Source organism: Variovorax sp. M-6 (assembly GCF_052114385.1).
Lineage (GTDB): Bacteria > Pseudomonadota > Gammaproteobacteria > Burkholderiales > Burkholderiaceae_C > Variovorax.
In genome coordinates, this window is the sequence record NZ_JBFREQ010000002.1 from 89,257 (window position 1) to 101,184 (window position 11,928).

Annotated in this window: 11 protein-coding genes and 3 riboswitches; of the genes, 6 read left to right on the forward strand and 5 right to left on the reverse strand. The window is 69.6% G+C overall.

Annotated features, from left to right (window positions below; translation table 11 throughout):
• Positions 1 to 65 precede the first annotated feature (65 nt).
• The 3 genes from AB4Z46_RS02875 to AB4Z46_RS02885 all read left to right on the forward strand — a co-directional run bounded on the left by AB4Z46_RS02875 (position 66) and on the right by AB4Z46_RS02885 (position 3,114).
• Positions 66 to 1,811 carry an FAD-dependent monooxygenase gene (locus AB4Z46_RS02875; protein WP_442281971.1) on the forward strand — a complete coding sequence of 582 codons (1,746 nt, stop codon included), beginning with the start codon at positions 66 to 68 and terminating at the stop codon, positions 1,809 to 1,811.
• Positions 1,808 to 2,011: a hypothetical protein gene (locus tag AB4Z46_RS02880; RefSeq protein ID WP_442281972.1), complete on the forward strand. Its 204-nt coding sequence runs from the start codon at positions 1,808 to 1,810 to the stop codon at positions 2,009 to 2,011. Before AB4Z46_RS02875 ends, AB4Z46_RS02880 begins: the two co-directional genes overlap by 4 nt.
• 125 nt (positions 2,012 to 2,136) lie before the next feature.
• Positions 2,137 to 3,114, forward strand: coding sequence for a Bug family tripartite tricarboxylate transporter substrate binding protein (locus AB4Z46_RS02885; RefSeq protein ID WP_442281973.1), 978 nt, complete (start codon positions 2,137 to 2,139; stop codon positions 3,112 to 3,114).
• A 160-nt stretch (positions 3,115 to 3,274) separates the two neighbouring features.
• On the opposite strand, the gene AB4Z46_RS02890 is transcribed toward AB4Z46_RS02885, so the two are convergent.
• Positions 3,275 to 4,468, reverse strand: coding sequence for a hypothetical protein (locus tag AB4Z46_RS02890; protein WP_442281974.1), 1,194 nt, complete (start codon positions 4,466 to 4,468; stop codon positions 3,275 to 3,277).
• Positions 4,465 to 4,875, reverse strand: coding sequence for a VOC family protein (locus AB4Z46_RS02895; RefSeq protein ID WP_442281975.1), 411 nt, complete (start codon positions 4,873 to 4,875; stop codon positions 4,465 to 4,467). The genes AB4Z46_RS02890 and AB4Z46_RS02895 overlap by 4 nt, the downstream gene beginning before the upstream one ends.
• Before the next feature lie 136 nt (positions 4,876 to 5,011).
• Between AB4Z46_RS02895 and AB4Z46_RS02900 the strand changes: the two genes are divergently transcribed.
• Positions 5,012 to 5,743, forward strand: a complete 732-nt coding sequence (locus AB4Z46_RS02900) for a PhaM family polyhydroxyalkanoate granule multifunctional regulatory protein (protein WP_442281976.1) — start codon at positions 5,012 to 5,014, stop codon at positions 5,741 to 5,743.
• 42 nt (positions 5,744 to 5,785) lie between these two features.
• Positions 5,786 to 7,054, forward strand: a complete 1,269-nt coding sequence (locus AB4Z46_RS02905; protein WP_442281977.1) for an FIST signal transduction protein — start codon at positions 5,786 to 5,788, stop codon at positions 7,052 to 7,054.
• On the opposite strand, the gene AB4Z46_RS02910 is transcribed toward AB4Z46_RS02905, so the two are convergent.
• The 3 genes from AB4Z46_RS02910 to AB4Z46_RS02920 form a co-directional block, all read right to left on the reverse strand.
• Entirely contained in the window at positions 7,015 to 8,331 is a 1,317-nt protein-coding gene (locus AB4Z46_RS02910) for a D-amino acid dehydrogenase (protein WP_442281978.1), read from the reverse strand. The two genes, AB4Z46_RS02905 and AB4Z46_RS02910, sit on opposite strands and share 40 nt — an antisense overlap.
• Positions 8,332 to 8,420: 89 nt before the next feature.
• Positions 8,421 to 8,538: riboswitch (glycine riboswitch) on the reverse strand.
• A riboswitch (glycine riboswitch) is annotated at positions 8,539 to 8,640 on the reverse strand.
• A 27-nt stretch (positions 8,641 to 8,667) separates the two neighbouring features.
• A complete protein-coding gene (locus AB4Z46_RS02915; protein ID WP_442281979.1) occupies positions 8,668 to 9,906 on the reverse strand; it encodes an FAD-dependent oxidoreductase in 1,239 nt (412 codons plus the stop codon).
• Between the two features lie 78 nt (positions 9,907 to 9,984).
• Positions 9,985 to 10,091, reverse strand: a riboswitch (glycine riboswitch).
• A gap of 134 nt (positions 10,092 to 10,225) precedes the next feature.
• Positions 10,226 to 10,960, reverse strand: coding sequence for a helix-turn-helix domain-containing protein (locus tag AB4Z46_RS02920; RefSeq protein WP_442281980.1), 735 nt, complete (start codon positions 10,958 to 10,960; stop codon positions 10,226 to 10,228).
• 125 nt (positions 10,961 to 11,085) lie between these two features.
• Between AB4Z46_RS02920 and AB4Z46_RS02925 the strand changes: the two genes are divergently transcribed.
• Entirely contained in the window at positions 11,086 to 11,910 is an 825-nt protein-coding gene (locus tag AB4Z46_RS02925; RefSeq protein WP_442281981.1) for a hypothetical protein, read from the forward strand.
• Positions 11,911 to 11,928: the final 18 nt, after the last annotated feature.

The window sequence follows — 11,928 nt, forward strand, 5'->3', positions numbered from 1 at the left end:
AAGGGTTAGCACTTCGTACGAAGTTACGACATCGACGATGCAGGTGCATCGGGACAATCCCGTTCATGAACACTGCCGCCGTGAATCCCCCCGCTGCGCGTGCCGGCGACGCCGCCGGCGGTCCGCTGCCGCCGGTCGCCGCCGAGTTGCCGCCCTCGGTCGGCGCCTTCCACTACACGCGCTTCGAGCCCCGGATGCCGGCGCTGGAGCAGGGCGCCGAGCCCGGCCGCCATCCGGTCGTGATCGCGGGTGGTGGGCCGGTCGGCATGTCGCTCGCGCTCGGGCTCGCGAACCACGGCGTGCGCAGCGTGATCCTGGAGGCCGACGACACGGTCTGCGTCGGCAGCCGCGCGGCCTGCATCTCGCGCCGCAGCCTCGAGATCATCGAGCGCCTGGGCGCGCTGCCGGCCTTCCTGGCCAAGGGCCTGCCCTGGACGGGCGGGCGCAGCTTCTACAAGACCGACGAGGTGTTCCGCTTCGAGATGCCGCACGACGAGAGGCAGAAGCTGCCGCCGATGATCAACCTCGAGCAGTACTACATCGAGCAGTACCTGCTGGACGAGATCGGCCGCCGCAACGCGTCCACGCCCGGCCTGATCGACATCCGCTGGGGCACCGAGCTCACCGGCTTCGTGGAAGATGCGGACGGCCTGGTGCTCGCGGCCCGCAACGCGCTCGGCGACTACTCGCTGCGCGGCCAGTGGCTGGCCGCCTGCGACGGCGGCCAGAGCCTGGTGCGCAAGTCGCTCGGCCTCGAGCTGGTCGGCACCGGCTACGAAGGCCGGTACGTGATCATCGACATCGAGCTGCACAGCACGCATCCGACCGAACGCCGCGCCTGGTTCGATCCGCCCTGGAACCCCGGCTCGACCGTGCTGATGCACCGCCAGCCCGACGACATCTGGCGCATCGACTACCAGCTGCGCGCGGGCCAGAGCACCGAGGAAGCGCTGCAGCCCGCGGCGGTGCGGGACTTCGTGCAACGCCATCTCGATGCCATCGGCGAAGGCCACCTGCCCTGGCACACGGTGTGGACCTCGGTCTACCGTGCCGGCGCGATGACGCTCGAGAGCTACCGCCACGGCCGCGTGCTGTTCGCCGGCAATGCCGCGCACGCGATGCCGATCTTCGGCGTGCGCGGCCTCAATTCCGGCTTCGACGATGCCGACAACCTGGCCTGGAAGCTGGCGCTGGTGGCTCGCGGCGTCTCGCAGGCATCGCTGCTCGACAGCTACTCGCAGGAGCGCATCGCGGCCTTCCACATCAATGCCGAGAACGCGATGCGCAGCACCGAATTCATGTCGCCGCCCTCGCGCGGCTTCGACCTGCTGCGCGAGGCGGCGTTGTCGCTCTCGGGTGCGCACCGCGGCATCGCGAACCTGATCAACCCGCGCCAGACGCAGGCCGTGGGCTACGAGGACTCGATGCTGTCGAGCGAAGGCGAGGCGCTGGGCGCCGGTCCGCTGGCGGGCGAAGTCATGCCCGAGCAGGCGCTGGCCGCGGGCCTGCATCTGACGGACCGCCTCGGTCCGGCCTTCACCGTGCTGGTGCTGAACATGCAGGAGCGAGACGCCTCGCTGGCTTCCGAAGTGGCGCGGGCACAGGCCGGGCCGCTGCCGGTCGCGCTGTGCGAACTGTCGCCGGGCGAGGCCGATCCCGAGGTGTTCGCGGCGCTCGGCGCGCTGCAGGGCGCCGTCTATCTGTTGCGCCCCGACGGCCATGTGGCCGCGCGCTGGCGCCGTCCGCCCGCGGGTGCGCTGCTGCGGGCCCTGGCGCGCGCCGCCGCGCTGCCCACCAAGGAGTCCGCATGACAGCCCTGCCCCCCGAAGCCCGCGACCGTGTCTACGCCGAGTGCGCCCGTGCCATCAGCGAAGCCGGCGCCGAGCGAGAATCGTTGTTCCTCGCCCGGCTCGCGCTGCTGCTGTTCGAGCAGGTCGGCGACGAAGCGCGCTGCCGGGCCGCGCTCGCGCAGGCGCTGGACGGCTTGCCGGTGCCGTCGCTGTCGGTTTGACGACCCCCACGCTCGTCACTGCGTGGACTCGCTGCCCCCCGAGAGGGCGCCGACCGCCTTGGGGCGGCCCGGCGCCGGTCGGACCCCTTACATTTCAGAACACACGAAACCAGGAGACCTATTCGATGGATCGCAGAACCCTGCTCACCACCCTCGCCGCCACCGCGGCCGCAGCCGCCGCTCCGTGGGCCCGCGCCCAGGGCGCCTATCCCGACCAGCTGATCAAGTGGGTGGTGCCGTACCCGGCCGGCGGTGGCACCGACGTGATCGCGCGCACCCTGGCCGAGGCCATGCGGCAGACGCTGGGCCAGCAGATCGTGATCGACAACCGCCCCGGCGCCTCGACCAACATCGGCGCCGAGCTGGTCGCCAAGGCCAAGCCCGACGGCTACACCATCATGTCGGCCGACAACGCGCTGCTGGCCTTCAACGAGCACCTGTTCAGCAAGCTGCCGTTCAATCCTGAAAAGGACTTCAGCTACATCGGCGCGATCGGCAAGTTCCCGCTGGCGCTGGTGGTGCACCCGGACTTCCCGGCGCAGGACTTCAAGGCCTTCCTGGCCTATGTCAAGGCCAATCCGGGCAAGGTCAACTACGCCTCGCCGGGCAACGGCTCGCCGCATCATCTGGCGATGGAGATGTTCAAGGTCCGCACCGGCACCTTCATCACCCACATCCCGTACCGCGGTGCGGCGCCGGCGATGGCCGACGTGATGGGAGGCCAGGTGCCGGCCATGTTCCTGGACCTGGCCTCGGGCCTGTCCATCATGCAGAGCAAGAAGGTGCGGGTGCTGGCCATTGGCTCCGGCAGCCGCTCGAAGCTGTTGCCCGAAGTGCCGACGCTGGCGGAAGTGGGCGTCGCGAATTCCGAGGTGTTCGCCTTCCAGGGCGTCGTGGGGCCGGCCGGCATCCCGCCGGCGATCGTCGCCAGGCTCAACGGCGACCTCAATCGGGCATTCACCGCGCCGGCGGTGCAGAAGCGCTTCAACGACTTCGGCATGGAGGCGATGCCCGGCACGCCGCAGCAGTTCGCGGCCCTGTCGCGCGCCGAATCGCAGCGCTGGGGCCCGATCATCAAGGCCGCCGGCATCAAGCTGGATTGACGGGCCCCCACGCTCCCCCACTGCGTGTGGGTCGCTGCCCCCCGAGGGGGCCGCAGGCCGCCTTGGGGCGGCCCGGCCCCGGCCTGAGCTGGCCCTCACGTTCCCCCCGCTGCGTGTGGGCCGCAGCCCCCAGGGGGCGCAAGCCTGACCCGGCTTCGGGCTACGGCTTTGCGAAGGTCTTGCGCGAGCCGTCCTCGAACACCTCGTCATCGCGCTCCAGCTTGCCGTTGGCATCCCAGGCGCGTTCGCGCGTGATGCGGCCCTTGTCGTCGTAGACCGATTCGGCGATGAGGATGCCGGCGTCGCTGAAGCGCTGGTGGGGGCCGATCGGGGTCTGGCTCAAGCGATCGCCGGCCAGATAGCGGCCGACGGCCGCGACCTGGCCGTTGTCGTGGAATTCGGTGATTTCGATCTGGCGCGCATTGCGGCCCACACCGTAGACGGACTTGCTGCGCGGCTGGCCGTTCTGGTAGTAGCTTGCGTCGCTCAGCGGCTCCCCGGCGGTGTTCCAGCGCTGCTCGCGCACCAGCGTGCCCTTCTCGGAGAACTCCTGGTCGCGCTGCTTGACCACGCCGCGCTCGCCGATCAGCGAGATCACTTCGCGGCGCTTGATTCCTTCGGAGGAGAAGCGCCTTTCGGTGCGCTGGTTACCCACCACCTCGTCCTGCGCGGCGGGCTTGCCGTTGTCGTAGAGCTCCTCGCTGCGCACCCGCTTGCCGGCCACATAGGACAGCCGCGACCGCAGCGTTCCCTTGGCGTCGAACAATTCGACCTTCGACGCGCCGCCGCCGAAGCCGCACAGCCTCGCGTCGTCGGCCACCGGCGCCAGCACCGGCTTGTCGCCGCAGCGCAGGGCCGAGAGTTGGCCGCGCTCGGTGAACTCGACCGAAGCGCGCTCGCCCGCGACATCGGCGAAGAAGGTCACGCGGCGCAGCGACCCGGTCGGATAGAAGGTGCGCACCAGGCCCATCTCGCGGCCGTCCTCGTAGGTCGCATCGCGCAGCACCTGGCCGGTGGGCGAGAACTCGCGGGCCCGGCCTTCCATGTTGCCGCGCGCGTTCACGCTGTGCTCCTTCGTGAGCTTGCCGTCCTCGTAGAAGCGCACCAGCCCCATGAAGGTGCCGCTCTGGATCTGCTGCTCGCGCACCAGCTGGCCGCTGTCGCGGTCCTTGCAGCGCATCAGGCCGGTCTTGCCCGCGGTGCTGCCGCCATGGGCCGGATTCACCGCCTGGCCATTGAGCTCGCAGTCCTGCACCGCGTGCGCCGTGCCGCCGGCGAGCAGCAGCGCGGCCACCGCCGCGCCGAAGCGCAGGAGGCGCGTCGAGGGCTGGGGTGGCGCTGCCGACAAGCTCATGCGTCGTAGACGGTGTCGAGCGACCTGAAGCCCTTGGCCTCGATCGGATTGCCGAAGGGGTCGCAGAAGAACATCGTCCATTGCTCGCCGGGCTGGCCCTCGAAACGCACTTGCGGCTTCAGCACGAAGTCGACCCCGGCCGCCTCCAGGCGTGCAGCGAGTTCGCGCCAGGCGGGCAGTTCGAGCACGATGCCGAAGTGCGGCATCGGCACCATCACGTCCCCCACGCGGCCGGTGCGCGAGGTGGCGAAGGGCTCGCCGAGGTGCAGCGAGATCTGGTGGCCGAAGAAGTCGAAGTCGACCCAGGTGTCGGTGCTGCGGCCTTCGGCGCAGCCGAGCACGTCGCCATAGAAGCGCCTGGCTTCGTCGAGGTCGCGCACGTGGAAGGCGAGATGGAAGATGGACATGTGACTTTCTGTGTCTGGTCGTCATTGTCCACAAGCCGGGCCGCAATGGCGAGCCCCGGATGCCACCGGCAAGCCCAAAAATGCGAACGCTTGGAGTAAGCTGCCCGGACAAGAACCACACTTCCGGAGCACCCTCATGAGCGACGCCAGCAAGCCTTTCGCCTTCAGTCAGTTCGTTCCGGGATTCGACTTCCTGAAGAACCTGGCTGGCGGGAGCACATCGCCCAGCGCCGTGCCCGGGCTGCCGAGCCTGTCGAACTGGGTGGCGCCGACGCTGAGCGTCGAGGAGGTCGACAAGCGCATCCAGGAGCTCAAGACCGTCCAGTACTGGCTCGAGCAGAATGGCCATGCGCTCAAGGCGACGATCCAGGCGCTCGAGGTGCAGAAGATGACGCTCTCGACCTTGCGCGGCATGAACGTGCGCATGGAAGACCTCGCCAGCGCCTTCACGCGGCAGGCAGCGCCGGCGCCGGCACCCGCGTTCCGGGCCGAGGCTCCGGCCGCCGCACCCGAACCGGCACCCGAGGCGGCGCCGGAAGTCGAAGAAGAGGCCTCGGCACCCGCGCGTGCCAAGGCCGCCGCCGCAGCCGCGACGGATGGGGCAGGCGTCGTCGATCCACTGCAATGGTGGGGTGCCCTCACGCAGCAGTTCCAGCAGATCGCCAGCTCGGCCCTGCAGGACGCCTCGCAGCTCAAGGTGCCGGCCATGGCGCAGCCGCTGGCCGACGCGGTCGGTTCGGGCGCGCGCTCGACACCGGCCAAGAGCGCCGCCAAGCCGGCGGCCGCTCGAAAGAAGGCGCCGTCGGCGACCCGCGGCGGCGCTGCGGCTGCCAAACGCCCGGCGCCGGCGCGCAAGCGTGCGCGCTGACGCCGATTCCCCGCCTTTGAGAGACACAAGAAAGCCGAGCCCATGAAGCTATTTCCTTCCGGGCATGCCACCCACCCGCAATGGCGCATGGCCGCCGGCCTGGTGCTGGCCCAATTGCGAGCGCAGATGGCGCTGCCCGACTATGCGCGCTCCCCGACCCTGGGCCTGCTCTACATCACCGACCACTACGGGGAAGACGCGCAGGAGATCCTCGATCACCTGGGCGCCGAACTGCCCGAAATCACCGACTGGACCGGCACCGTGGGGGTCGGCGTGGCGGCCAACAACGCAGAGTATTTCGACGAACCGGCCCTCAGCGTGATGCTGTGCGAGCTGCCGAGCGACCAATACCGCGTGTTCTCGGGCGTGGCGCCGCTCGCCAGCTCGGAAACGAGTGGCTTCGCGGCCCACACCGCGCTGGTGCACGCCGACCCGCGCACGCCCGAACTGAGCGAGCTGATCGCCGAGATGGCGGAGCGCACCGACACCGGCTACCTGTTCGGCGGCCTCTCGTCCGGCCGCGTCGGCTCGCTGCAGTTCGCGATCGGCGGCAACGGCAACATCCGCGGCCACGGGGCGGTCGGCGGCGTGTTCTCGGGCGGCCTCTCGGGCGTGGTGTTCGGCGAGGGCGTGCGGCTGGTCTCCCGCGTGACCCAGGGCTGCCAGCCGGTTTCGCGCGAACGCGAGATCACCAAGGCCGACGGCAACCTGCTGCTGGAGCTCGACGGCGAGCCCGCCCTCGATGTGCTGCTGGCCGATCTGCGGGTGTCGCTCGAGGCGCCCGAGCAGGCGATCGATGCCGTGCGCGCCACCCTGGTCGGCCTGGCCGAGGCCGGCAGCGACGGCATCCGGCGCACCGGCGACCTGGGCTCCGACGTGCGGGTGCGCCACATCATCGGGCTCGATCCGACGCGTCGCGGCGTGGCGATTGCCGATGTCGCCGAAGCCGGCATGCGCATGAGCTTCTGCCGCCGCAACGCGCAGGCGGCGCGCGCCGACCTGATGCGCGTCTGCGCCGAGATCCGCGAGGAGCTCGAGCCGCAGGAGCAGACGCTGGCAACCGCCCGCGCGGTCGCGGCCGGCGAGGCTGAGGCCGCGCCGCATCCGGCACGCCGCATCGCGGGCGCCATCTACGTGAGCTGCTCGGGCCGCGGCGGACCGCATTTCGGCGCCCCCGGCGCCGAGCTGCAGATCGTGCGGCATGCGCTGGGCGATGTCCCGCTGGTCGGCTTCTTCGCCGCCGGCGAGATCGCCCGCAACCACCTGTACGGCTACACCGGCGTGCTGACGGTCTTCACCAACGATGACTGAAGGCCGGCGCGCCGCCCGGTGAAGGCGAAGTCGACCTCGGGCGCGAGTCCGCTCACGATGCGCGCGATCGACTTGCCCGAGCCGCAGGCGTGGGTCCAGCCGAGGGTGCCGTGGCCCGTGTTGAGGAACAGGTTCGGCAGCTTCGTCGCCCCGATCAGCGGCACGTTGCTTGGTGTCGCCGGGCGCAGCCCGGTCCAGAACTGGGCCTCGGCCGCGTTGCCGGCGCCCGGGAACAACTGCTCCACGCGCCGCACGATGGCCTCGCAGCGCACCCGGTTCAGGTCGCGGTCGTAGCCGTTGAGCTCGGCCGTGCCGGCGATGCGCAGCCGGTCGCCGGTGGCCGAGGTGTAGCGCGAGAACACCAGCTTGAACTCGTCGTCGGTCAACGAGACCTGGTGCGCCTTCGAGGCGTCCTTGACCGGCATCGTGACCGAATAGCCCTTGGCCGGGTAGATCGGCAGCCGGATCCCGAGCGGTGCCGCGTAGAGCGGGCTCAGCGAGCCCATCGCCAGCACGAAGGCGTCGCCGCGGATGCGCTGGAAGCGGCCCTCGTTGTCGGTCGCCTCGACGTGGTCGATGCTGCCGCCGGCTTCGCGCAGCGCGGTCACGGTGTGGCTCATGAGGAAGCGCACGCCGGCTGCCTCGGCCAGCTTGACCAGCTCTCGCGCGAAGCGGTTGGCGTCGCCCGATTCGTCCTCCGCGGTGTAGGTGGCGCCGGCGAGTTGCGGGCGGATGTGGGAGAGCGCAGGCTCGAGCTTCACCGCCTCGTCGGCCGAGATCACCCTCCGGTCGCAGCCGAGCGCGCGCATCTGCTCGGCCGGCTTCAGCGCCGCGTCGAACTCCTTCTGCGTCGTGTAGAAATGCAGGATGCCCTGGGTGCGCTGGTCGTAGTCCAGGCCGGTGTCGCGCCGCAGCTGCTGCAGGGTGTCGCGGCTGTAGGTGCCAAGGCGCACGATCTGCTCGATGTTGTGGCGGGTACGCGCCGGCGTGCATTCGCGCAGGAACTGCAGGCCCCAGAGCCACTGGCGCATGTCGGCGCGGATGCGGAACAGCAAGGGCGCATCTTCCTTGCCGAGCCATTGCAGCACCTTGAGCGGTGCACCCGGATTGGCCCAGGGCTCGGCATGGCTGACCGAGATCTGGCCGCCGTTGGCGAAGCTGGTTTCCGCCGCCGGCGTGGCCTGGCGGTCGATCACGGTCACTTCGTGGCCGAGTTGCTGGAGGTAGTAAGCCGAAGTCACGCCGAGCAGGCCGGCGCCAAGAACGATCACGCGCATATCGAGAACCCTTGAAGGTTGCAGCGCTTGAACGCAACGGAGACGGAATGCTGTCGACAACGAGAGCAACCGGACCGAGAGTCCAAGTTGCCGCTCCCCCTGTCCTCGGTACCTGAGAGATTCACCCGCTGCGCCCGCAACGGGTTTGCTCCTTCGGTGCACCACGCGCACATTCAAGCGGCGTGATGGCTCTCCAGACGGCTTTGACAGTGAACTGCAGTACAGGCTCATCGAGTGAGCCGACCTGAGCGTTTATGGGAGTTTGCGCCTTCGGTGGGGCCCGTGGGCCCGCTCTCCTGCAGTGCGCGGATTGTAGCGGCGCACGGCAGAAACGCGCTAGGGGCGCCTGAAGGCGAAGTCGAGCTCGGGCCGCAGGCCGCTGACGATGCGCGCGATCGACTTGCCCGCGCCGCAGGCATGGATCCAGGTTCGGGTGCCGGGCGCGGTATTCAGGAACAGGTTGGGCAGGCGGGTCTTGCCGATCATCGGCAGCCGGTTCGGGCTGACCGCATGCATGGCGGTTTCGAAGCGGGCCTGCGCGGCGTCGGCGACGCCGGGCAGCAGCATTTCGGTGCGGCGCACGATCGCCTGGAAGCGGTCCGAGTCGGGCTCGGCCTCCTCGTCGAGCCCGGCCCGCACGACGGCCTGGACCCGCAGCTGCTCGCCGGCCGCCGTTTCGATGCGCGTGATGCGCAGCTTGCCCTGCCGGTCGCGCAGCGCGATGCGCGGTGCCTTCGCCGGCTGCAGGATCGGCATGGTGACGATGTACTCGCGCACGAAGCGCAGCGGCATATCGATGCCCAGGTCTTCGGCATGCGGCACGCTCGAGGCCCCCAGCGCCAGCACGTAGGCCTGGGCGCGCAGCGTGGCGGGCTGGCCGGCGGCATCGAGCAGTTCGACGTGGTCGACGCGGCCGTCGCGCTCCTCGAGCGAGACCACCGTGTGCCGGGTCATGAAGCGCACCCCCGCCGCTCGGCAGAGGAACACCAGGCTGGCCGCGAACTGCGTCGGATCGCGCACCGGATCCTCGAGCGCGTAGGTCGCCCCGGCCAGCTTGCCGCGGATCGCCTGCAGCGCCGGTTCGATGCCGATGGCTTCGTCGGCCGACAGCAGACGTTCCTCGCAACCGAGCCTCGACCAATGGGCCGCACTGGCCGTCCGCACATGAAAGGCCGCGGGGTCGGTAAAGAGGTTCAGGAGGCCGGCCGTCCGCGGCCCCTGCGGCATGCCGGCTTCGTCGCGCAGCGCCCGAGCGCTCTTGCGGCTGTAGGCGGCCAGGCGCACGAGATGGTCGAGAGGATCGCGTTTCGACGGCGTGCCCATGGCCTCGTCGAGCAGGCGCGTGAGCCGGCGGCGCATGCCCTTGCACATCCTGGCCCAGCGTTGGGCGCCCCGGGGCGCTGCGGGTCCGGGCCGCGTGGCCGGTGGGTTCGCGTCCGCAGGCGCCGCCAGGCCGCGCGCCTTGGCCGCGGGCGTGGCGTGCCGATCGACCACGGTCACTTCATGACCGAGCTGCTGAAGGTAATAGGCCGAGGTCACGCCGAGCAAGCCGGCGCCGAGTACAACTACGCGCATGTCCGAATCCTTTTGGGATTGCATGAACGGCGAGCGTTAGCGCTTCCTGTGAAAGCGGCAAGACCCGGGGTTCAGACTGCCGCTCCCCCTGTCTCTGTGACCTGAGAGATTCACCCGCTGCGCCCGGCAGCGGGTTTGCTCCCTCGGTGCACCACTTGGCGTGGTGACTCTCCAGTCGGCGATTGATCAAAAAATAGGCAGTGGTCGAATCGCATTGCGATTCACCTGAGCGTTCATGGGAGTTTGCGCCATCGGTGGGACGCGTGCGTCCGCTTTTCTGCCTGCCGGATTTTATCGAAGAAACCGGTTTCCGTGTTTTTCAGGCCCGGCGCAGGCGCGTGAACAGTTCGAATTCCCAGTTGCGCATGCCCAGCAGCAGCGTGTAGCCCTCGCGCTCCTTGGGCGACAGCTTCTGATCCGTCTGGTGYTGTTGGGCGAAGTCCTGTGCGACCCGCTGCAGCCGGTCGAGGAAGGCCGGCGCCAGGGACTTGCTGATCGATCCATGCACCAGCAGCAGGCCCTCGGCGGGGCCGTCGAAACCGCCGCGGTAGTAGTCGAGCACCACGTTCTCGCGGAAGAAGTCCATCACCGGCCCGTGCGGACGCCAGCGGAAGGTCTTGGCGAGCTTGAGCCGGTAGCGGTTCAGCGGCCGCAGTTCGATGATGCCGATCCGGTCGAGCTGGACCAGGTAGCCGATGCACTCGGCCTCGCTGATCCGGTRGGCGGCGACGATCTGCTCCAGCGTCCACTGGCTCAGCACGCAGATTGYCAGCAGCAGGAGCTTCTTGTCCTTGACCACCGCCTTCTCCTGCTCGAGGGTGAGTTCCTTGAGCAGGGGCTGAGCGTCCGCCACCCGGCGCGCCAGCTCGGCGAAGTCGATCTTGAGCGCCCGGCAGATCGCGTCGACCCGGGTCAGCGGCATGTCGCCCTTGGCCAGCATCCGTTTCACGCTGGATTCCGCCATGTCCAGAGATCTGGCCAGGTCGGCATAGGTCATGCGGGCGGTCTTGAGTTCGCTCTTGAGTGCATTGACCAGATCGACGGTGGTGCTCATGTCTGAGGGAGTATTGCGGATTGATACCCGAAGTGGTGAAAAAGTGCTCCGTATCGATTCTCGATGCCCGGCGCGGGGTCGACAACCTAGATTCCGCCTCGTCGAGCCACCCATCGGAGTCTGCCATGTCCCTGCCGTCGTCCCTCTCCCATCGCGAGCGTGCCCTGCTGGCGCTCGCCGCGCTACTCTCGGTCGCTGCGGTCTTCGGTCCCGCGGTGCCGACCCCGGCGCTGGGCAGCGCGCCCTTCGCCGACGGCCGGCCCTGGGGTGCGCTGCCGAATGCGATGGACGTACTGAGCAACCTGCCTTTCGCGGTGGTTGGCATCTGGGGCCTGCGCTGGCTGCACTGGCTCGGCCGCGCCCACGACGCGCAGCAGGATGCCGAGCCGCTGCCGTTCGATGCACTCGATTGCGCYTGGATGTTCTTCGCCGGCCTGATCCTCACCGCACTCGGCTCGGCCTTCTATCACCTGCAGCCCGATCCCACGCGGCTGGCGGCGGATCGCGCCGGCATGGCGGTGGCTTTCGCGGGCCTGGTCGGTGTCGCGGTGTGCGAGCGGGTCAGCGCACGCGCCGGCTGGCCGGCCGCCTGGGTCGCGCTCGCCGGCGGGCTGCTGGCGGCGGCGATCTGCCATCGCAGCGGCAATGCGCTGCCCTGGGCACTGGTGCAGTTCGGTGGCCTGGCGCTGGTCCTCGCGCTGGCGCTGGCACGGCCGGTGCCCGGCGCCATCGGCCTCCGGCTCGGCCGGGTGGTCTTCTTCTATGCGCTCGCCAAGCTGTTCGAGCTGGCCGACCCTGCGATCCTCGAAGCGACGCAGCAACTGGTGTCGGGCCACAGCCTCAAGCACCTGACGGCGGCCCTGGCGGCGCTTCCCGTGCTGCATGCGCTGCAGGCGATGGGGCGGCAGACCCTGCGGCACAATTCCGGGGCCGCCCCCCTGACGGCGTGAGGAACAGGCCGCTGCGCC